General features: G+C 67.8%; 19 protein-coding genes and 1 pseudogene. 9 read left to right on the forward strand and 11 right to left on the reverse strand.

Annotated elements, in window-relative coordinates; translation table 11 throughout:
- Positions 1 to 65: 65 nt before the first annotated feature.
- From AC27IQ_RS08730 to tkt, 5 genes are all read right to left on the reverse strand, one after another.
- Positions 66 to 536 (reverse strand): DUF4398 domain-containing protein, encoded by a 471-nt coding sequence (locus AC27IQ_RS08730; protein WP_272566695.1) that lies wholly within the window; start codon positions 534 to 536, stop codon positions 66 to 68.
- Between the two features lie 320 nt (positions 537 to 856).
- Entirely contained in the window at positions 857 to 1858 is a 1002-nt protein-coding gene (gene gap / locus AC27IQ_RS08735; RefSeq protein WP_272550521.1) for a type I glyceraldehyde-3-phosphate dehydrogenase, read from the reverse strand.
- A gap of 52 nt (positions 1859 to 1910) precedes the next feature.
- Complete coding sequence (locus AC27IQ_RS08740) at positions 1911 to 2705, reverse strand: hypothetical protein (protein ID WP_487089231.1); 795 nt, start codon at positions 2703 to 2705, stop codon at positions 1911 to 1913.
- A 14-nt stretch (positions 2706 to 2719) separates the two neighbouring features.
- Complete coding sequence (locus AC27IQ_RS08745) at positions 2720 to 3184, reverse strand: hypothetical protein (RefSeq protein WP_317351475.1); 465 nt, start codon at positions 3182 to 3184, stop codon at positions 2720 to 2722.
- Positions 3185 to 3281: 97 nt separating this feature from the next.
- The gene (gene tkt, locus AC27IQ_RS08750) at positions 3282 to 5336 is read right to left on the reverse strand and encodes a transketolase (RefSeq protein WP_317351478.1); all 2055 of its coding nucleotides are present in this window, start codon (positions 5334 to 5336) and stop codon (positions 3282 to 3284) included.
- Between the two features lie 104 nt (positions 5337 to 5440).
- On the opposite strand from tkt, the gene speD reads away from it, so the two are divergent.
- Together speD and AC27IQ_RS08760 are read left to right on the forward strand one after the other, a co-directional pair.
- Complete coding sequence (speD, locus tag AC27IQ_RS08755) at positions 5441 to 5833, forward strand: adenosylmethionine decarboxylase (protein ID WP_487089232.1); 393 nt, start codon at positions 5441 to 5443, stop codon at positions 5831 to 5833.
- On the forward strand, positions 5830 to 6615 hold the full coding sequence (locus tag AC27IQ_RS08760) for a nucleotidyltransferase family protein (RefSeq protein WP_317351485.1): 786 nt from the start codon (positions 5830 to 5832) through the stop codon (positions 6613 to 6615). The genes speD and AC27IQ_RS08760 overlap by 4 nt, the downstream gene beginning before the upstream one ends.
- 33 nt (positions 6616 to 6648) lie before the next feature.
- Here AC27IQ_RS08760 and AC27IQ_RS08765 read toward each other — a convergent pair whose 3' ends face one another.
- A complete protein-coding gene (locus tag AC27IQ_RS08765) occupies positions 6649 to 7398 on the reverse strand; it encodes a hypothetical protein (protein ID WP_487089233.1) in 750 nt (249 codons plus the stop codon).
- 143 nt (positions 7399 to 7541) lie between these two features.
- Between AC27IQ_RS08765 and AC27IQ_RS08770 the strand changes: the two genes are divergently transcribed.
- Positions 7542 to 8933 carry an aminopeptidase P N-terminal domain-containing protein gene (locus tag AC27IQ_RS08770; RefSeq protein WP_317351491.1) on the forward strand — a complete coding sequence of 464 codons (1392 nt, stop codon included), beginning with the start codon at positions 7542 to 7544 and terminating at the stop codon, positions 8931 to 8933.
- A 16-nt stretch (positions 8934 to 8949) separates the two neighbouring features.
- Here AC27IQ_RS08770 and AC27IQ_RS08775 read toward each other — a convergent pair whose 3' ends face one another.
- From AC27IQ_RS08775 to AC27IQ_RS08785, 3 genes are read right to left on the reverse strand one after another with little or no spacing between them, the layout of a single operon-like run.
- On the reverse strand, positions 8950 to 9765 hold the full coding sequence (locus AC27IQ_RS08775; protein WP_487089234.1) for a DUF4198 domain-containing protein: 816 nt from the start codon (positions 9763 to 9765) through the stop codon (positions 8950 to 8952).
- A gap of 20 nt (positions 9766 to 9785) precedes the next feature.
- Positions 9786 to 10310: an EF-hand domain-containing protein gene (locus AC27IQ_RS08780; protein WP_487089235.1), complete on the reverse strand. Its 525-nt coding sequence runs from the start codon at positions 10308 to 10310 to the stop codon at positions 9786 to 9788.
- Positions 10311 to 10367: 57 nt separating this feature from the next.
- Positions 10368 to 12596, reverse strand: a complete 2229-nt coding sequence (locus AC27IQ_RS08785) for a TonB-dependent hemoglobin/transferrin/lactoferrin family receptor (protein WP_487089236.1) — start codon at positions 12594 to 12596, stop codon at positions 10368 to 10370.
- Between the two features lie 824 nt (positions 12597 to 13420).
- Between AC27IQ_RS08785 and AC27IQ_RS08790 the strand changes: the two genes are divergently transcribed.
- From AC27IQ_RS08790 to pyk, 5 genes are all read left to right on the forward strand, one after another.
- Positions 13421 to 13684 carry a hypothetical protein gene (locus tag AC27IQ_RS08790; RefSeq protein ID WP_487089237.1) on the forward strand — a complete coding sequence of 88 codons (264 nt, stop codon included), beginning with the start codon at positions 13421 to 13423 and terminating at the stop codon, positions 13682 to 13684.
- The gene (locus AC27IQ_RS08795) at positions 13681 to 14172 is read left to right on the forward strand and encodes a hypothetical protein (protein WP_284424377.1); all 492 of its coding nucleotides are present in this window, start codon (positions 13681 to 13683) and stop codon (positions 14170 to 14172) included. The genes AC27IQ_RS08790 and AC27IQ_RS08795 overlap by 4 nt, the downstream gene beginning before the upstream one ends.
- Positions 14162 to 15724, forward strand: a complete 1563-nt coding sequence (locus AC27IQ_RS08800) for a hypothetical protein (protein ID WP_487089238.1) — start codon at positions 14162 to 14164, stop codon at positions 15722 to 15724. The genes AC27IQ_RS08795 and AC27IQ_RS08800 overlap by 11 nt, the downstream gene beginning before the upstream one ends.
- Before the next feature lie 14 nt (positions 15725 to 15738).
- Complete coding sequence (locus AC27IQ_RS08805) at positions 15739 to 15927, forward strand: hypothetical protein (protein WP_487089239.1); 189 nt, start codon at positions 15739 to 15741, stop codon at positions 15925 to 15927.
- Positions 15928 to 16129: 202 nt separating this feature from the next.
- Positions 16130 to 17566 (forward strand): pyruvate kinase, encoded by a 1437-nt coding sequence (gene pyk, locus AC27IQ_RS08810; RefSeq protein WP_284401746.1) that lies wholly within the window; start codon positions 16130 to 16132, stop codon positions 17564 to 17566.
- Here pyk and AC27IQ_RS08815 read toward each other — a convergent pair.
- Entirely contained in the window at positions 17499 to 18086 is a 588-nt protein-coding gene (locus AC27IQ_RS08815; RefSeq protein WP_487089240.1) for a phosphatase PAP2 family protein, read from the reverse strand. The genes pyk and AC27IQ_RS08815 overlap by 68 nt on opposite strands.
- On the reverse strand, positions 18073 to 18834 hold the full coding sequence (locus AC27IQ_RS08820) for a phosphatase PAP2 family protein (protein ID WP_487089241.1): 762 nt from the start codon (positions 18832 to 18834) through the stop codon (positions 18073 to 18075). The genes AC27IQ_RS08815 and AC27IQ_RS08820 overlap by 14 nt, the downstream gene beginning before the upstream one ends.
- Positions 18835 to 18952: 118 nt before the next feature.
- On the opposite strand from AC27IQ_RS08820, the pseudogene AC27IQ_RS08825 reads away from it, so the two are divergent.
- Positions 18953 to 19613, forward strand: a pseudogene (locus tag AC27IQ_RS08825) (response regulator).
- Positions 19614 to 19667 lie beyond the last annotated feature (54 nt).

Below are 19667 nucleotides of genomic sequence, written 5' to 3' on the forward strand. Positions count from 1 at the left end.
CGCGCCGCGGTGGCGCGTGGGTGGTCGGCGGCCGGTCAGGGAGGCGGGCTCGAAGGCCCGGTGCCTCAGCGGGCCGGAGGCACGGCACCGGGCATGGGTGCTGGCATGGGGGCGGCCATGGGCACTGGCGCGGGAGGGGGCGGTGGCATGGCACCGGGGACGGGCGGCGCGCGGCGGGTGATTTCGTCCTGCAGCGACTGGATGCTGGTCTTGACCTGCTGCAGCGTGGCGGCGTTGTCCGTGGCTTCGGCCTTCGTCTCGGCCACGCGGGCGTCGGCTTCCGCTTCGGCGGCCAGGCGGCGCGCCCGCGTGTAGTCCTTGCTGTCCAGGGCCTGCTGGGCCTGGGTCCACTTGTCACGGGCGCTCTGCAGTTCCACGGGGGCGTTGGCGGCCACCTTGGGCGCGGTGGTCGCGCGGTCCACGGCAGTGCGGCTCACGGCCATCTGCTCGGTGGGCTTGGGGGTGGAGGAGCAGGCGGCAAGCGCGCCCAGCGCCAGCACGGCAGTGGCAGTTCGGATCAAGGTGAAGGTCGGCATGGTGTTTTTCTCCGGACAGGGATGGAATGGCGCTTTGGGGCGGGTCCCGGTGACGGGAGCCCCTGGCGACAGGGTTCCGATTGTTCGGGCTGGGCTTGCCGCCCGGCGTAGGCCCATCGCAGCAGGCCGCGTGGGCAATGTCCGACGAAACGTGAGCAATGCATCCGAAAGCAACGGTTGCGAGCGCGTTCCTGCGGATGCCATTCACATTCATGCCGATGGGCGGAGGCGAAGCGGCCAATGGCGGCACAAACCATTCGCCCAAAGAAAAACGCGCCCGAAGGCGCGTTCCGATGGTCCGGCGAGCGGGCGCTGCTGTCTCAGCGGGAAGACACCACGCGCACCATGTCCAGGCACTTGTTGGAGTAGCCCCATTCGTTGTCGTACCAGGACACGATCTTCACGAAGGTGTCGTCGAGGGCGATGCCGGCATCGGCATCGAACACGCTGGTGCAGCTCTCGCCGCGGAAGTCGGTCGCCACCACCTTGTCTTCGGTGTAGCCCAGGATGCCCTTGAGCGCGCCTTCCGACTGCGACTTCATTTCAGCGCAGATCTCGGCGTACGTAGCGGGCTTTTCCAGCTCGACGGTCAGGTCCACCACCGACACGTCGGAGGTGGGCACGCGGAACGACATGCCGGTCAGCTTCTTGTTGAGCGCCGGGATCACCACGCCCACGGCCTTGGCGGCGCCGGTGGAACTGGGGATGATGTTTTCCAGGATGCCGCGGCCACCGCGCCAGTCCTTGTTGGACGGGCCGTCCACGGTCTTTTGCGTCGCGGTGGCGGCGTGCACGGTGGTCATCAGGCCGCGCTTGATGCCCCACTTGTCGTTCAGCACCTTGGCCACGGGGGCCAGGCAGTTGGTGGTGCACGAGGCGTTGGAGATGATGGGCTGGCCGGCGTAGGAATTGCAGTTCACGCCATGCACGAACATCGGCGTGTCGTCCTTGGACGGTGCCGACAGGATGACCTTCTTCGCGCCCGCGTCGATGTGCTTTTGCGCCGTTTCCTTGGTCAGGAACAGGCCCGTGGCCTCGATCACGACGTCCGCGCCGACCTCGTTCCACTTGAGCTGCGCCGGGTCGCGTTCCTGCGTGAGGCGGATCTTCTTGCCGTTGACGACCAGGGTGTTCCCCTCCACCGCGATGGTGCCCTTGAAGCGGCCATGCACCGAGTCGTACTGGAGCATGTACGCCAGGTAGTCGGGCTCCAGCAGGTCGTTGATGCCGACGACCTCGATGTCGGAGAAGTTCTGCACGGCGGCGCGGAACACCATGCGGCCGATGCGGCCGAAGCCATTGATGCCAATCTTGATCGTCATGGAACTATCCTCAGTAAAAAGAAAAGATTGATAAAAAGCCCTTGAATGAACCTCAAGAGCTACCCAGTACGTTGTTCATGAAAAGCTCGCCCTTTCTCGCCGGGAGAATGCTTTTCAGAAAATCGGGCACCCGGGGCGTCAGGCCGCCGCACTCGTTGATGCACGCCGTGTCGGTCATCGCCGAGGTGTCCGGGCTGAGCATGGGCTTGAAGCCCCTGTTCTTGTTGGCGCCCACGGCCCCGTTGCGATCCCAGATGGCCAAAGCCGTGGCTTTGGAGACGGGTTTGGCCATGGCGATCACCTGCGATTTGGTCACGGTGCCGACCGCGATGTGAAAGCCGATCAGGTTGGAAACCAGGTCTTCCTGGCTGAACCCGCTGTCCGTGATGAATTTGGGAAAGTATTCCTGGTAATTTTCGAATTCCAGGCTGACTTCCATGAAGATCGCCAATGCTACGGATTTCTTTTCGTCGGTGGACAGGTGGTGGCGAACGATGTATTCCCGCGATACGCCTGTCGACAGGTTGGCGCCGAACACGCGCTTGCCCATGTCCTGCTTGTACGTCAGCTTGAAGCCAGTGGAAGACTGGTCGGGAAATTTCGCCGCAGGATAGACATTCGAAAGCGCCGGCAGCGTGCAGATCTGCCGAAGGGTGCCCATGCAGTGCCGCACATCCGGACCTCCCGCGTTGATTTCTTTCCAAAGCGCGGAAGCTCCCGTGTGCGCACGGGTGGATTTGGGATCCATATGGCCCAGATCCAGCCAGCCCAGATGGCAGGTGTATACGAGGCCATAGGCTTTCGCCGCGGCTTCGCTCCCGTCCACAATATCTTTGCGCTTGCTCATTCGTCTCCAGCGGATTAATAGTTTTCCAGGAAATCGAGAGTGACTTCTTTGCAACCGCCTGCGTCGGTGATGAATAGGTCAACCGATAAGAAATCCTGCTGCGCGCAAACGAGCGCCAAATGATTTTTGTTGCCCACGCTCTGGATTTCGTCTTTCACTTTGCATGATTTTTTATCGAAAGCGCTTCGATACGATTGCACTAAATCAGCCGAGCTCTTCAGACTGCCGTAGGTGACTGACGAATAAGGGCTGCTCTCGCCGTCACGGCCCTTCCAGCGGTATCTCGGTTTTTGGCATTCGTCCAGAATCTCCACCGATCGAAGGTATTCGGGCGCGCCAAGGCGGTACACGAAAGAACCTCGATCCACCCCGCTGGACTCGAACAATGCACCCGCCATGAAAAGCCCAGCCGCGCCGCAAAGCAGCAGGCCACCTGCAACGGCAGCCATGATTTTGGTAGCTCTGGACGCGCTCTTCATTCCGGCAGGTGGTTCCTGATGTTTTCAAGCGCGGCGGGAGTTTTCTGCCAATCTGGAGCAGGTCGGCAGAATCCCCCATCGCGCAGGGTTGGATCGATCAACGTTTGCGCAGCACCGCCTGCACCGTATCGGCCACGTTCTCTTCCGTGAAGCCGAAGTGCTTGAACAGCACCGGCGCCGGGGCCGATTCGCCGAAGGTGTCGATGCCGACCACGGCGGCGCAGCCGTATTTCCACCAGCCGTCGGTCACGCCCATCTCCACCGCGATGCGGGGGATGCCGGCGGGCAGCACGGATTGCTTGTACTTGGTGTCTTCGCGGTCGAAGGTCGTCGTGCTGGGCATGGACACCACGCGCACGGCGATCTTGCGCGTGGCCAGCAGTTGCTGCGCCTTGAGCGCCAGTTGCACTTCCGAACCCGTGGCGATGATGACGGCCTGGGCCTTCTTCTTGATGCCCACGTCGGCCGGCTCGGACAGCACGTACGCGCCGCGGCTGATGTCGCCCAGGTCGCGCTTGGGGGCATAGGCGATGTTCTGGCGCGACAGCAGCAGGGCCGTGGGCTGGGTGCGGTTGGACAGGGCCACGCTCCAGGCGACGGCGGTTTCGGTCGTATCGCCCGGGCGCCACACGTCCAGGTTCGGGATGAGGCGCAGGCTGGCGGCGTGCTCGATCGACTGGTGGGTCGGGCCGTCTTCGCCCAGGCCGATGGAGTCGTGGGTGAACACGTGCACCACGCGAAGCTTCATCAGCGCGGCCATGCGGATGGCGTTGCGGCTGTAGTCGCTGAACGTGAGGAAGGTGCCGCCGTAGGGGATGAAGCCGCCGTGCAGGGCGATGCCGTTCATGATCGCGGCCATGCCGAATTCGCGCACGCCGTAGTTGATGTGGCGCCCGCCGACGCGCACCGTCTCGGCGCCCACGTTCACTTCCACCTGCTGCACGTCGCCGTGTTCGTCGAAGCGCAGGGCCGGCGTGCTCTTGGTGTTGGTGAGGTTGGAGCCGGTCAGGTCGGCGCTGCCGCCCAGCAGCTCGGGCAGTTGCGCGGTGAAGGCTTCCAGGGCCAGCTGGCTGGCCTTGCGGCTGGCCACGGTTTCGCCCTTGGTGTGCATGCCGACCACGGTGTCCACGGCGGTCTGCGCGAAGTGCTTGGGCAGGTCGCCGGCCATGCGGCGGGTGAATTCGGCGGCCAGTTCGGGAAAGGCGGCGGCATAGGCGTCGAAGCGCTGCTGCCATTCGGCTTCGGCCTGGGCGCCGGTGTCCTTGGCGCTCCAGTCGGCATAGACCTCGGCCGGGATCTCGAAGGGCACGTGGCTCCAGCCGATGGCGTTGCGCGTGAGCGTGATCTCGTCGGCGCCCAGGGGCTCGCCGTGGGCCTTGGAGGTGTTCGCGCGGTTGGGCGATCCCTTGCCGATGGCGGTCTTGCAGACGATGAGCGTGGGCTTGTCGGTGGAGGTCTTGGCGCTTTGCACCGCGGCCGCCACGGCCTCGACGTCGTGGCCGTCCACGGGGCCGATCACGTTCCAGCCGCAGGCGCGCAGGCGGGCCGGGGTGTCGTCCACGAACCAGGGAGCGACCTGGCCGTCGATGCTGATGCCGTTGTCGTCATACAGCGCGATCAGCTTGTTGAGCTTCCAGGCGCCTGCTAGCGACAGCGCTTCCTGGCTGATGCCTTCCATCAGGCAGCCATCGCCCAGGAAGACGTAGGTGTGGTGGTCCACCACGGCATGGCCGTCGCGGTTGAATTCCTTGGCGAGCAGCTTCTCGGCCAGCGCGAAGCCCACGGCGTTGGTAATGCCCTGGCCCAGGGGGCCGGTGGTCGTCTCGACGCCGGGCGTGATGCCGTATTCGGGGTGGCCGGCCGTCTTGCTGTGCAGCTGGCGGAAGTTCTTCAGCTCCTGGATGGGCAGGTCGTAGCCCGTGAGGTGCAGCAGCGCGTACAGCAGCATGGAGCCGTGGCCGTTGGACAGCACGAAGCGGTCGCGGTCCAGCCAGTGAGGGTTGGCGGGGTTGTGCCGCAGATGGCGGCCCCACAGCGCGACGGCCATGTCGGCCATGCCCATCGGGGCGCCGGGGTGGCCGGAATTGGCCTGTTGAACTGCATCCATTGCGAGTGCGCGGATCGCATTCGCCATTTGTTGAGAATTGGCCATCAGGGGCGGCTCCGGAAGGGGGCGGTGGGGGGAAAACCCGGCATTTTACCGGGGCGGCTCCCGGGGCTCCGTCCCCGGGGCCCGATGCACTACAGTGCAGCCCCATGCAAGGCCTGCACCTCACCGCCGATCTCCAGCAATGCCGCTGCGCGCCGCACTGGCTGACCGATGCTGCCGCGCTGGGCCGCGCCTGCGCCGGCGCCGTGCAGGCGGCCGGGCTGCAGGCCGTGGGGCAGCTGTTCCACACCTTCCCGGCCACCGCGCAGGGGCCGGGCGGCGTGACGGCCACGCTGCTGCTGGCCGAGTCGCACCTTTGCGTGCACACCTGGCCCGAACTGGGTGCGGTCACGCTGGATGTGTACGTGTGCAATTTCGGCGGCGACCATTCGGCCAAGGCCGAGTCGCTGATGGCCGCGCTGCTGGCCTTGTTCGAACCGGCACGGGCGCAGCGGCGTGCGCTGCAGCGCGGTGCGGTGGCCCAGGGCGTTGCGGCATGAACGCAGCCGTGCAGACCCCATTGCCGGTCCAGGGAGGCGCGCAGATTCCCGCCATGGTGCTGGCCGCCGGCCGCGGCGAGCGCATGCGCCCGCTGACCGATGCGTGCCCGAAGCCGCTGCTGGCGGTGCAGGGCGTGCCGCTGCTGGAGTGGCACCTGCGTGCGCTGGCCCAGGCGGGCGTGCCACGCGCCGTCATCAACACGGCGTGGCTGGGCGAGCAGATCAGCGAGCGGTTTGGAGGTCATTTCGGCCTCCAGGGCAATGAATCCGCCGGCAGCCTGCTATCGATTTCATACTCGCACGAAGGCCGCGACTTCGGTGGTGCGCTGGAGACCGCCGGCGGCATCGCGCGGGCGCTGCCGCAGTTGGGGCCCGTCTTCTGGCTGGCGGCGGGCGATGTGTTCGCGCCCGATTTCGTGTTCGCGGCCGATGCCGCGCAGCGCTTTGCCGCCAGCACCGCGCTGGCCCACCTGTGGCTGGTGCCCAACCCGGAGCACCACCCGCGCGGGGACTTCGGCCGGTCGGACGCCGGCTTGGCGCTGAACCTGCCGGCCGACAGCACCGCGCCGCGCTACACCTACAGCACCCTCGCACTGCTGCGGGCGGAGTTGTTCGGCGCGCCCTGGTGCGATGTGCCCGCCGGCAATCCGACGGGGATCAGCGCCGCGCTGGCACCGCTGCTGCGCCGGGCCATGGACGCGGGCCGCGTCACCGCATCGCTCTACACCGGCCGCTGGACCGATGTGGGCACGCCGCAGCGGCTGGCGCAGCTCAACCGCTGAGGCCTTGGGGCGGCCTTTTTCGGCGCCTTGCGATCACTGGGTCGGTGCGGTGCCGCCGTTTGCGGGCTGCACGGCAATGGGCGGCGCCGCCTCGCAGTTGCGGAACAGCCATTGGCTGGGCAGAAAGCGCGCGGCGGGGCCGTCCGGTGGCGGCTTGCCCACCTCCGCCGGCACGTCGTAGGGAATGTGCGGCACCTGGAACACGGCCATCTGGCCCTTCTTGCAGGCCAGCGCGGGCACTAGCTTGTTGGTCACCCAGCCCTGGCTGGACGCGTCGTAGCGGTAGAGCGGGCCGATGCGCTGGTCCTGCGCCAGCTCCACGCGCAGCGGGTTGACCTGCAGCGCGCTGGCCCACACCCCGGCCACCAGCACCGGCTGCGAAAACCGCACCGCTTCCAGCCCATGCAGCGCCACGGGGCGCGACGGCTCGCCCTTGTCGAACGGGTCCTGGCGGTTGACCAGGCTGCCGGCTGGAATCAGCAACTCGCCGTACTGGAAATCCTGCGCCAGCGCGAAGCGCTCGCGGCTGGCGCGGTGCACGGCGCCGTCCTTCCATTCCTGCCGCTCGCTGTGCGACAGGTACAGGCGCAGCCCCAGCCATGCGTTGCACAGCAGCGCCACGCCGCACAGCACCAGCAGGGCCCGGCGCGACAGCACCAGCTTTTGCGGCACATCGACCCACAGGGCATAGGCGCCGTAGCCCAGCAGGGCCACCGTCAACCCCAGGCCCAGCAGCGGCAGGAAGGTCGTCAAAATGAACTGCAGCGGGGCGAAACCGGACATGCGCGATCCAGGAGAGGGGGAGCCCGCCATTCTCGAACGCTTTGCGGGCACCGCCGGGGCGGCGCGTGCCTGCAGTGATTCGAAATGTAATTTGCCCAGCGGAATTGCAAATGCTCCCCAGCCGATGCCCTGAGAATGCCTGCATGAGCCCACAGAACTCCCTCTATGCCCAGCGCCGCGCCCGCCTTGCTTCGATGCTCGGCGAAGGCGGCATCGCCATCGTGCCCACCGCCCCGGAGCGCCCGCGCAACCGCGACAGCGACTTCCTGTACCGGCACGACAGCTATTTTTACTATCTCACCGGCTTCACCGAGCCGGGCGCCTGCCTGGTGATCACGGCGCAGGGCCAGAGCACGCTGTTTTGCCAGCCCAAGGACCTGGAGCGCGAGATCTGGGACGGCTACCGCCTGGGCCCCGAGGCCGCCGTGGGCACGCTGGGCGTGGACGCCGCGCACTCGGCCGCCGTGCTGGAGTCGCAACTGCCCCGCCTGCTCGAAAACCGCACCCGGGTCTGGTACCCATTCGCCATCCACACCGGCCTGGCCGCGCGCGTGGAGGGCTGGCTGAACCAGGTGCGCGCACGGGTGCGCTACGGCGCGCTGTGCCCGGCGCAGCAGGACGACCTGTGCACGTTGCTCGACGAAATGCGGCTGGTGAAGGACGCGCACGAGCAGGACACCATGCGCCGCGCCTCGGCCATCAGCGCCCAGGCCCACATTCGCGCCATGCAGCGCAGCGCGCGCATGCTGCGCGCGGGCGAGGACGTGCGGGAGTACCACCTGGACGCCGAACTGCTGCATGCCTTCCGCGAAGCCGGCTCGCAGTGCCCGGCCTACAACTCCATCGTCGCCGCCGGCGCCAATGCCTGCGTGCTGCACTACCGCGCCGACGCCGCCCCGGTGCGCGACGGCGAACTGGTGCTGATCGATGCGGGCTGCGAACTCGACGGCTACGCCAGCGACATCACGCGCACCTTTCCCGCCAACGGCCGCTTCACCGGGCCGCAGCGCGCGCTGTACGACCTGGTGCTGGCCAGCCAGGACGCGGCCATCGCGGCGACGAAGGCCGGCGCCCGCTTCAACGACCCGCACGACGCCACGGTGGCCGTGCTGGCGCAGGGCATGCTGGACCTGGGCCTGCTCGACAGGAACACCGTGGGCACGGCGCAGGACGTGATCGACAGCCGCGCCTACTTCCAGTTCTACATGCACCGCACCGGCCACTGGCTGGGCATGGACGTGCACGACTGCGGCAGCTACGTGGAGCCGTCCGAGGTCGGGCAGGTCAGCGAGCGCAAGGACCCGCTCTCGGGCGAGACCATCGCCAACCGCCCCAGCCGCATCCTGCGGCCCGGCATGGTGCTGACGATCGAGCCGGGCCTGTACGTGCGCCCGGCCCCGGGCGTGCCCGAGGCCTTCCATCATCTGGGCATCCGCATCGAGGACGACGCCATCGTCACCGACGGCGGCTGCGAGCTGATCACGCGCGGCGTGCCGGTGAAGGCGGACGAGATCGAGGCGTTGATGCGGGGCTGACGCCCCTCACCGCGCGCTACGGGGCCAGCACCCGGAAGGTCAGCGTGTAGTTGTGGCCGTACATCGGGGCCGCCGCGCCTTGCGGCGCGGGCGCACGGTGGCGCACCAGGGCCAGGTACACGCCGGGCTGTGGCGGCACGTAGTGGATGCGGCCTTGCGCATCGGTCTTCAGGCTCTCGGCGCTGTGCTGGCTGGCGAGGTCCATCGCCGAGCGGTAGAGGTCCACTTTCTGCCCGGCCAGCGGCTGGCCGTCGAACTGCACGGCGAAGTCGAAGGCTTCCTTGGCGAACAGATCGCTCGGGTGCGTGGCGGGCACGATCTCCAGCCCCTTGCCCGAGCCCGCCAGCGCGGCCCGCGTGGGGGTCCCCGCGGTCACATAGGCCTCGGAGATGGATAGCGACTGGTAGTGGCTCAGCAGCCTGGCGCCGGACGGCATCGGCGTGGCGGGGTCGCGTGCCACCTCGACCTTGCCGCCGTGCTCCCAGCTGCGAAAGATCGCGCCCAGGCGCGGGCCGGTGCTGAGCCGGTACGTGCCCTTGGCACCGGGCAGCTTCTGCTCGGCCACGGTGCGCGTCTTGAACTGGCGCACATCGCCGAACGGCAGCGTGCCGCCATCGGGCGTGGTGATGGCAAAGCGCGTGTCGCCGAACGCCACGTCAGGCAGGAAGAACTTCTCGGTGAAGCCGGCGTCCACGCTGACGTTGGAGCCGGGCTCGATGTCGAAGCTCGCGGGCAGCAGGTAGGGCGTGTGGGCGCGGGCCAGGCCGCAAAGGCCCAGGGCCAGCGCCAGGCCGGCGCGCCGCAGCCACGGCAAGAAAGGGGCGGTGTGCATGGCAGGCATGGATGGCGGCCTCAAGGCTTCTTGGCGTCGGCGGCATTGACCACGCCGTCGCCGTTGGTGTCCGCGCCTTTGAAGGTCCGGTCGGCGATGGCGAGTTCTTCGTCCTCGGTCAGGCGGCCATCCTTGTTCTTGTCCAGGATGCCAAATCGCACATGGGCCTGCTGGATCGACGCGGCGTGGGCCGCGTCGGGCGGGCGCTTCTGGACGGCGTACTGCTGCTGCAGGCGCCCCTCGAACTCGGCCACGTATTCGGCTTCGCTGAGCCAGCCGTCCCGGTTGGTGTCGGCAGCCGCGAAGCGCTGCTTGCGCACAGCGTCGTATTCGGCGCGGGTGACCTGGCCGTCCTGGTTGGCGTCGTAGCCACCGATGAAGGCGGCATTGCCGTGGCCGCCTGCCGGCCGCGCCGGGCCGTCGCCGGCAGGGGCCGATGGGGCCGCGCAGGCCGCGAGCAGTGCCGCCACGCTGGCGGCGGTGGCGATGCCGGCCCGGCGGATGGCGCGAGGACGGTGGGAAAAGAGGGACAGTGGGTGTGGCATGGGAAGACTCCTGTGGAATGGGAAAAAAGAAGGCCGGCTGAAGCCGGCGCGGGCGGATCAGAACGCGACGGACATCGACACCGCCACCGTGCGGCCGGCATGGGTGAGCAGTTCGATGTCGCGCTGGTCGCGCGCCACCGAAGGCTGCAGGCTGCGGGCGCTGGCGTAGTCCCAGTAGCGCTTGTCGGTCAGGTTGTAGATGCCGGCCTGCAGGCGCACGCTCTTGTTCACCTGCCAGTAGCCGCTCAGGTCGAGCACGGAATAGCGGGGCACGCGGAACAGCTGGGTGGTGGCGTCGGTGAGCGCCGCGCCCGCGTTGGTGTAGCTGTCGCGGTTGGTGGCCTCTGCCCGCTTGGCGGCCACGAAGGTGCCGGTGAAGTTCACGCCCCATTGCTTCATGGGCGCGTCGTAGCCCACGCCGACGATGGCCTTGCGTGGCAGCACGGAGTCGAGCGCCACATCCTTGTCGCCGGCGTAGTGCGACCGCGACGTGCCCTTGCTCAGGCCCACCGCCCAGGTGGTGTACAGGCCTCGGGCCGCCGGGCTCCACTGGCCGTGTTCCAGGCGTGCGCTCAATTCGAGGCCGTAGATGGTGGCTTCGTCGCGGTTCTCGGCCTGGTAGATGGTGCCGATGTGCGCAGGCACGTTCGTGAACAGGCTGGGCGCGCTGGCGCGCGTGTAGCGGGTGTAGGCGATGAAATCGCGGTAGCGCGTGTAGAAGACCGAGCTGTTGAGCGTCACGCCGTCGGCCGGCGATCCCTTGACGCCCACCTCGAACGCGTTGCTCGACTCTTCCTTCAGGTCGCGGTTGCCGATCAGCGCGTACTGGTTGCCCGTGGCGTAGTTGCTGGCCATGTTCCACGAGCCGAAGATCTCGCCCGGCGACGGCGCGCGGCCGCTGCGCTTGTACTGCGCATACGTGATGAAGCGCGGCGCGAGGTCATAGGTCAGGCCCAGGCTGGGGCTCCAGAGGGTGGTGGAGGGCGCATTGCCGTACAGGCGCCTCACGTCCTGCTCGGTGAGCACGCCGGAGACGAAGTTGCCGAGGTTGCGGGTCTGGATGTCGATGCGGTCCACGCGCAGGGCGGGAATCACGGCAAGCCGCTTGCCGCCCGCATCGAAGGCGATGTCGTCCTGGAGAAAGGCGCCCAGGCGCCGGGTGGTGGTGTCGGGCTGGGGCTTCATGTAGCCCGCCACGTTCCAGGGGCGGTCCACGTCCTGGGTGGAGGCATTGGCGCCGAAGCTCAACTGGTGCCGGCCGATGCGTTTGTCCGCCGTGGTGGACGCCCCCCAGGTGCGGGTCTGGTTCTCGGAAAGATTGCGCACCAGGGCGCCGGTGGCCAGCGTGGTGGTGTCGGTCGCGTCCGTGGTGCCCGTGTCCTGGAAGTACAGGCGGGTGTCCGCGTGGTCCACCCAGGCATTGCGCGGCGTCCACTGGTGGGTCAGCTGCAGCGTGTTGCGCTCCGTGTCGCTGGCCTGGCGGGACTGCTCGGTGATGGCCGTGTTGGTGGTGTTCCACCCGTGGAAGAAGGTGTCATTCTTGCGGCGGTACAGGTCGGCCGAGAGTTCCAGCCGATTGCTGCCGTCCACGCGCAGGCCGCCCTTGAGCAGCAGGGCGTCCGAGTGCCAGTCGTCGGGGTAGCTGTTCACCACGTCGCTGTGGTTGCGCGCCGCGTGGCCGTCCCGGCGCGAATAGGCGATCAGGCCATCGAGTTCGCCGCTGCGGGCGGCGCCGGTGAAGCTCTCGTTCCATGCTCGGTCGGCCGAGTCGTAGCCGATCTTGGCGCCCAGGTACGAGGTCCGGTCGCCCCGCAGGTAGTCGCTCGCCGATTTGGTCTTGAAGCTCACGGCGCCCCCGATGCCGCCGGCGGAGCGCTTGGCGGAGGTGGTGCCGGACAGGATGTTGACCGAGGAAAACATCTCGGGGTCGATGAAGTCGCGTCCGATGCCGAAGGTGTTCGCGCCCACGCGGCTCACGTAGGGGCGGGTGGTGGCGTCGGGCATTTCCACGCCGTCCACGTCCATGCCCACGCGGTTGCCTTCGATCCCGCGGATGTTGTAGCCCGTCGTGCCGGAGCGGTCGAAGCTGCTGCGATTGCGGGTGGTGCCCGCAGCGGTGCCCGGGGCCGAGACCAGCGGCTGGTTGCGCACCACGTCCTTCATGCTGCCAGCCTGCTCCAGTGCCTCGCCGCTGACGACGGTGGAGGTGCCTGGACTGCGTTCGGCCTCGTCCACCACGTCCACCACGTCCACCACGTCCACCTGCGGCAGCAGTGCCGTCCTCACGGCGCCTGGGGTGCCGGTGCCGGAGCCCTGTCCCCACGCCGGCGCGGCAGGGGCGGCGAGGACCGCCAGGAGCGCAGCACCCGCCAGCGGGCGAAGGGCATGCGAAATGGGGGCGAAGCGCAGGGCGCCGTGCGCAAGAGAAACAGGCCGGAGGTGCAGGCAGTGAACCATGGAGTGCGTCGAAAAGGGTTGTCTGCTGGATACCCTCTCGCGCGGTCTGGACACTGCCGATCGCGGCACCGTCGTCCCTGCAGGTTGTCTGGCTCACGGCGCACATTGTCACACAAATGAGAATATTTCTCATTTGCGTTGGTGCATTGAATGGAAGGATTCCACGCTGCGCGATGCACCTTGCGGCCTGATGGAATCGACGGCTCGGCGGCGGGGCCATGATCCGGCGCGCCTGCCAAGGTTCAATGTCGCGCGTTCCTGTCAACTTTGTTTTTCGCAACCCGGCCAATCGCTTCGCTTGTCGAGGCGTGTGGCGCCTTCGCACATTCAACGATGGAACGGCCGGCACATTTTCAGAGACGACTGCCGGCTGGTGTAAAGGGCACCAAATCCGCATGTCGCGCGGAAATATATAAGCGATAACGGTTGAAAGAACGACGATGAAAAACGCAAAACCGAAGCCACCCGTGCGTGGCCCCGCACTGTCATCCCGGCGCAAGGCCTGTGCCAGGGACGCAGCCCTGCAACTGGGGGCTGACGAGGCCACTGCCCGGATTTTTGGAGAAACGGGCGAAGCGAAAGTGGGGCCGTTCACGCTGCGCGTGGCACCCCTGAGCCATCGGGACAATCGCCCATGGGCCGCCATTGCCACGATGGCCCGGCCCGAGCATGTTCCGGCGGAAACCTGGACCGACGCGCTGCTGGTCGCCAACGGGCAGTCGATGCTCAGCTCCGACTGGGGCTATGGCATGGAAGACAACGGCGATGCCGTGCTGGTGCGCCGCCTGGAGACGCAGCAGGAAAACGAGCAGCTTCTTGCCGCGCAGCTTGGCGGCTTGCTGGCCATGTGCCAAGCCACCCGGGAGGGGGTGCTGGCACTGGGCGCAGCCTCGCCGCGCAAAGGAGGTGTGCAATGAGCGCCGTTCTCGCACCCCGCCCGCAGCCACCCGCCCCTGTGCAGGAGTTCGAAGCGTCATCCCGCGTTCTGGCGCTGGTCAGGGACACGGCCTTGTTCCTGGGCGCATCGCAGGAGCAGGCAAAGGATGCCTCGCGCACCGGAACCATCGCCCTGGAAAGCCGCACCATTGCCTTGGTGCCCGACGTGGACGAGGAGGCGCTGATCATGACAGCGCCCTTGCTCGCAGACTGCCTGGACGATCCGGCCCGGCGCGTGGCCGCGCTGCAGGCATCCACGCAGCTGATGCTCAGCCTTGGAGCCGTTTTTGCCCGCGGTTTCGCGGGGCCGCAACTGCTGTGCCGGTGTCCACTGGGCAACGCCTCGGCGGAGGTCGTCGCTCGGCACATTCTGCAACTGGCTGCGCTGGCCAATGCCGTGCAGGCGGGCGTTCCCTGCGCGGCACCCGAAGCCTCCGGCGGCCACAAGGAGCGTACCCATGCTCAATAAAACGAACGCGTCCGGTTCGACCACACCGATCCGCCCCACACTTTCCCCTGAACCTCAGACGCCCCAGGCCCGCTCCTCGGGCGCCAGCATTTCCGGACGCCTTCAGCACGCGTCGCTGACCGGTCGGCGAGGACTGTCCCAAGCGCATCCGCAGACGATGCCGCCGCGCCAGATGCTTCAAGAAGGGGATTCCTTCTCCCTGCTGTCCAGTCCTACGCGCTCGGAATCCTTTCATACCCCCCTAGCCGGAGGCAGCCATCGCTGGGATAGCAGCGAACCCGTTACTCCGAACGCCGGTGGTTTTGGTGAGGGAACGGCGATGACCGAGGTTTCAAACGCCAATGCGTCGTTCTCGGCCATGGGCCAGTTGCCGGCGCTGGAAGAGCTCGTTGATATCCCGCTGGACCGGTTCCTGCGCGCCAGTCGCCGGGTCGATATGCCAGAGCTGCAGGAACACGAGGAGCCGGCGGTGCCTGAGCCGCAGAGCTGGAACGCGATGCTGCGGCAATTGGGCATCGGCGCGATGGAAACCGGAGGGGCGGCCTTGCACCGGCTCGGGGAGGCGGCCACTGCGGCCCGCACCGCGGTCTCGGAGTCCACCACGGTGCAGGCCGTGGGTTCGATGCTGCCCAGCCAGCGCATCATGGGCGCGGTACTGGGCCATGGCATCCACCAGGCGGCTTCGGTCTTCGTGCCCACCTTTCTGCGCGAGATGATGGGGGAGTCCATGAAGGTCGCGTTTCGCGCCACACCGCCCAACATGGTCCTGGGCATGCAGGTGGGCGTGGGGCTGCTCAACATCGGCATGGCCGTGATGCGGGAACGGCGCGAGGCACGCGATCCGGACACGGCCGCGCGGGGTTTTCATGCGATGACCGCGGAGCAATGGGCCGAATGTTCGGACCATCAGCGCGCGTCAATGCGCCAGACGCAGCAGCTCATGTCGCGCATCGTGACGCTGGAGCAGATCGGTGCGTCCATGGCATCAATCGGGCTGTCGCTGCATGGCACGCTCACCGGCAACGTGGGCATGGCCACCGATGTGCTTGCAGGGGACATCAAGACCGTTGCGTATTCCTTCGCACGCGACTTCATTCAGGCGTCCTTCAGCATGGTCGGCACGCAGGAGGAAACGTCCGGCGGCGTGAGCGGCAGCCACCTCAACTCGGCCAGCCTGTTCTATGGACTGGCCAACGTCGTGGGCAACAACGCGTGGTCCCAGCTTCCGATTCTGGGAGGGGATACTGCCGCCGCCCGCGCCGTGCTGTTGGATGGGGCCAGCAGCAGTGGCGCCCGAAGCGATGCGTGGGGCGACATTGCAGGGGTGTCCGCCATCAAGGCCGCCATCAACTGGGCGGTGGAGACCGCGGACTGGATATCCGTCACCCAGCAGGAGGCGCTGCAGTCCGGTACGGTGCAGCAATGGAATCCTCGCGTCACGGGAACGGACTATGGCCGTTTGCTGGACCAGACGCCTGCGCGCATCACCGCCATCTCGGCGGGGAATGCCGTCTTCAACATCCTCGGGAATGTGAACCGCGGGGGACGCTAAGTCAGCAGGACTTGTTGAGCAATTCCCTCGCCAGCATGTTGGCGGGGTTGGGGTACGCGGCCATCGGAGGAAGCTGGCAGGCAGAGGGCGCGGTGCGTGCGGTCCGCCGGGAAGCCGAGGCCGAGGCTCGCAATGCCGGCGTTGCTCCCCAGGTCGGGTTGCGGCAGCGCCGGCCCCATCCGGAAGGCGACGCACAGGTCTGAGGTTTCGATGCCCGGGCGGATGGACCGCCCGGGCATCGAGGGCGGCCCAAGGTCTGCCGCAGCGGGGGTGGCCCTCTGCAGCCCTGCCAGTGCAGACCTGCTTTGGCCATGGCGCGCAGTCGGGGTCTGCCTGAAGGTGATGTAACCTCTTTTCATGCAAAATTGAAACCCGATTACATCCATGCAGAGAGACCGAACCGCCATGCAGATCCGCCGCGCCACCAAGATCGTTGCCACCCTCGGGCCCGCTTCCAGCGACCCGCAACTGCTGGAGCAGATGATTCGTGCCGGGGTCAATGTGGTGCGGCTGAACTTCAGCCACGGCAAGGCGCAGGACCACATCGATCGCGCCATCGCCGTGCGCGAGGCCGCACAGCGCGCGGGCCGCGAGGTGGCCATCATGGCCGACCTGCAGGGCCCCAAGATCCGCGTGGGCAAGTTCGCCGAAGGCCGCGTGCAGCTGCAGCAGGGCCAGTCCTTCATCCTCGACGCGTCGCGCACCATTCCGGGCGACGACAACGGCGTGGGCCTCGATTACAAGGAACTGCCGCGCGATGTGAAGGCCGGCGACGTGCTGCTGCTCAACGACGGCCTGATCGTGCTGGTGGTGAACGCCGTGCGCGGTGAGGAAGTGCACACCACCGTCAAGATCGGTGGCGAGCTGTCCAACAACAAGGGCATCAACAAGCAGGGAGGCGGCCTCACCGCACCGGCCCTCACCGCCAAGGACATGGAGGACATCCGCACCGCGATGAGCTTCCAGGCCGACTACGTGGCCGTGAGCTTTCCCAAGAACGCCACCGACATGGAAATGGCGCGCCAGCTGTGCAATGTGGCTGCAGCCGAGTACCGGCACAAGCCGGGCCTGATCGCCAAGATCGAGCGGGCCGAGGCCGTGCCGCGCCTGGAGGAGATCCTGCGCGTGTCCGACGGCATCATGGTGGCGCGGGGCGACCTGGCCGTGGAGGTGGGCAACGCGGCCGTTCCGGCGCTGCAAAAGAAGATGATCCGCATGGCGCGCGACATGGACAAGGTCGTCATCACCGCCACGCAGATGATGGAAAGCATGATCACCAATCCCGTGCCCACGCGCGCCGAGGTGAGCGACGTGGCCAACGCCGTGCTGGACGGCACCGACGCCGTGATGCTGAGCGCCGAGACCGCTGCGGGCAAATACCCGCTGGAGACGGTCGAGGAGATGGCCAAGATCTGCGCCGCCGCCGAGGCGGCGGAAGACCCCGAGCGCGATTCCGACTTCACGGGCCAGACCCTGGGCCGCATCGACCAGTCCATCGCCATGGGCGCGCTCTTCACGGCCCACCACCTGGGGGCCAAGGCCATCGTGGCCATGACGGAGAGCGGCTCCACCGCGCTGTGGATGAGCCGCCACCGCATCCACATTCCCATCTACGCGCTCACCCCCAAGGTGGCCACGCAGCGCAAGATGGCCATGTACCGCAACGTGCGCCCGCTGCTCATGGACACCAGCGCCGACCGCGACACCGCGCTGGAACAGGCCGAAGGCCACCTCAAGAGCCGCAACATCGTGCAGCAGGGCGACCTGTACGCGATCACGTGCGGCGAGCCGATGGGCGCGCCGGGCGGAACCAATATGCTGAAGATCTGCCGCGCCAGCTGAGCGCGTGCCGCAGCAGGGCCCTGGCGAACAGGGCGCTCGCGCAGCCGGTCAGTGCGCCCGCCAGCACGTCCGCGGGAAAGTGCACGCCCAGGCAGACACGGCTCCACGCCACGGCCGCCGCCAGTCCGAAGGCCAGCCATTGCCAGGGCGCGTGGCGCCGGTGCAGCCCCAGGGCCAACCCCTGGGCCAGCGCGAACGCGCCGGTGGCATGCATGCTGGGAAAGCCCGCGCGGACGCCGTGCTCGATCCACTGCACGCCGAGGCCCAGCTGCCCCGGGCGGGGCATGGGAAACCATGCGCGGATGCCGTGCGCGGCGCACCAGGCGACTACTACGGCCACCAGGCTCAGCATGAGGGCCTGGCGCAGCCGGGGGCTGCCAAAGGCCAGGCCCGCGGCCACCAGTAGCCCTGCAAGGATGGGGAACCCCTGCGACAGCCAGCGCGCGGCGGTCACGATGCCGGTCGGGGTCGCTGCCGTGGCGTTCACGGCCGTAAACAGCGCCAGTTCAATGGACAGCATGGGCGTCGGCGTCGGCGGTCAGGTGGCTGTCCAGTTCCGGGAAATGCCGGCGCATCCACTGTCCCCCGAGGTCGCACAGCCAGCCCGTCATCCAGCAGAACCAGCCAGTCCACAGCGTGTGGCTGGTGAAGTGGGCGCCGCGTGCCTGCTGCGCCAGTCCGAGGATGACACCGGCGGCCAGGGCGCCGGCCAGCCACCAGCGCGCGGCGCGTGGCGCCTTGCGGTGCAGGGCGAAATAGCCACCGAGGAACGCGAAGCCGGCCGAGGCATGCCCTGCGGGAAAGCAGTGGCCGCCGCCGCCGTCCATCACGCCCAGGGCCCAATGCGAGGCGTAGCGCGCCACGCCACCGAACTCCGCCAGGTCCCAGGGGCAACTGGTGGTGCTGCTCTGCTTGAGCAGGGCAATCACCCCCAGCGACAGCAGGGCGCTGATCGCCATCTGCACCCGCTCGCCATGGTCCAGCCGGCGCAGCACGCCCACCGGCCACCACACGCCGACAGCGAGCACCAGCACCAGCACCCAGCCCAGCCGCCGCGCGCCTTCATGGAGCACGTGCACGAAAAGCCAGTGGTCGCGCAGGGGAAAGCCCTGTGCCGAGCCGAACACCCGGGCCAGATCGAGGTCCAGGCCCGAACTGTCCCAGGCGATGAGCACCGCCAGGACGCCCAGCGCCCAGGCCAGCGGTGGAAGCGAACGGGAGAGTCGCGATGCGGCAGGCGCAGCGACAGGGGAGTAGGAAGTCGGCATGGGGGCGGACGATAGGCAGCCGCTCTTAACGCCGTCTTAACGGTGGTCCCCACCATGTTTGTCGGTCCGCCGGACGGGCGGGCTCTGGCGAATCCGCATCGCGGTGACAATCGCCCCCATGCGAATCCTCGTGGTCGAAGACGATGCAGGCATTGCCGACGGCCTGCGCACCAACCTGCACCAGCGCGGCTATGCGGTGGACGTGTGTTCCAGCGTGGCGGCCGCCTGGAGCGCCCTGCGCATGGAGCGGTTCGATGCCGTGCTGCTGGACCTGGGCCTGCCCCGGCGCGACGGCCTGGCGGTGCTGCGCGACCTGCGCGCGCGCAAGGACCGCACCCCCGGTGCTGGTGGCCACCGCGCGCGATGCGCTGGCCCAGCGCGTGGAGGGGCTGGACGCCGGCGCCGACGACTACGTGCTCAAGCCCTACGAACTCGATGAACTGCTGGCCCGCATCCGCGCCCTCACGCGGCGCGCGGCCGGGCGGGCCGAGCCGGCCTACGAGCACAAGGGCGTGCGGATTTTACCGGCCACGCGCGAGGTGACGGTGAACGGCGCGCCCGTGGTGCTGTCGGCGCGCGAATGGGCCGTGCTGGAGCCGCTGCTGGCGCGCCCGGGCATGGTGCTGTCGCGCACCCAGCTCGAGGAAAAGCTCTACGGCTGGAAGGACGAGATCAGCAGCAACGCCGTGGAGGTGTATGTGCACGGCCTGCGCAAGAAGCTGGGCGCCGAACTGGTGCTGAACGTGCGCGGCGTGGGCTACATGGTGCCCAAGGCATGACGCCGCCCGCCGCCCAGGACCCGCCCCACAGCCAGCCCCCGGGCCCCGGGCGGC

The sequence above is a fragment of the Acidovorax sp. KPB24-07 genome, assembly GCF_057543315.1.

Coding starts and splice junctions, on each gene's coding strand:
- AC27IQ_RS08730 (WP_272566695.1), bottom strand. CDS start 536: ATGCCGACCTTCACCTTGATCCGAACTGCCACTGCCGTGCTGGCGCTG.
- gap (WP_272550521.1), bottom strand. CDS start 1,858: ATGACGATCAAGATTGGCATCAATGGCTTCGGCCGCATCGGCCGCATG.
- AC27IQ_RS08740 (WP_487089231.1), bottom strand. CDS start 2,705: ATGAGCAAGCGCAAAGATATTGTGGACGGGAGCGAAGCCGCGGCGAAA.
- AC27IQ_RS08745 (WP_317351475.1), bottom strand. CDS start 3,184: ATGAAGAGCGCGTCCAGAGCTACCAAAATCATGGCTGCCGTTGCAGGT.
- tkt (WP_317351478.1), bottom strand. CDS start 5,336: ATGGCCAATTCTCAACAAATGGCGAATGCGATCCGCGCACTCGCAATG.
- speD (WP_487089232.1), top strand. CDS start 5,441: ATGCAAGGCCTGCACCTCACCGCCGATCTCCAGCAATGCCGCTGCGCG.
- AC27IQ_RS08760 (WP_317351485.1), top strand. CDS start 5,830: ATGAACGCAGCCGTGCAGACCCCATTGCCGGTCCAGGGAGGCGCGCAG.
- AC27IQ_RS08765 (WP_487089233.1), bottom strand. CDS start 7,398: ATGTCCGGTTTCGCCCCGCTGCAGTTCATTTTGACGACCTTCCTGCCG.
- AC27IQ_RS08770 (WP_317351491.1), top strand. CDS start 7,542: ATGAGCCCACAGAACTCCCTCTATGCCCAGCGCCGCGCCCGCCTTGCT.
- AC27IQ_RS08775 (WP_487089234.1), bottom strand. CDS start 9,765: ATGCACACCGCCCCTTTCTTGCCGTGGCTGCGGCGCGCCGGCCTGGCG.
- AC27IQ_RS08780 (WP_487089235.1), bottom strand. CDS start 10,310: ATGCCACACCCACTGTCCCTCTTTTCCCACCGTCCTCGCGCCATCCGC.
- AC27IQ_RS08790 (WP_487089237.1), top strand. CDS start 13,421: ATGGCCCGGCCCGAGCATGTTCCGGCGGAAACCTGGACCGACGCGCTG.
- AC27IQ_RS08795 (WP_284424377.1), top strand. CDS start 13,681: ATGAGCGCCGTTCTCGCACCCCGCCCGCAGCCACCCGCCCCTGTGCAG.
- AC27IQ_RS08800 (WP_487089238.1), top strand. CDS start 14,162: ATGCTCAATAAAACGAACGCGTCCGGTTCGACCACACCGATCCGCCCC.
- pyk (WP_284401746.1), top strand. CDS start 16,130: ATGCAGATCCGCCGCGCCACCAAGATCGTTGCCACCCTCGGGCCCGCT.
- AC27IQ_RS08815 (WP_487089240.1), bottom strand. CDS start 18,086: ATGCTGTCCATTGAACTGGCGCTGTTTACGGCCGTGAACGCCACGGCA.
- AC27IQ_RS08820 (WP_487089241.1), bottom strand. CDS start 18,834: ATGCCGACTTCCTACTCCCCTGTCGCTGCGCCTGCCGCATCGCGACTC.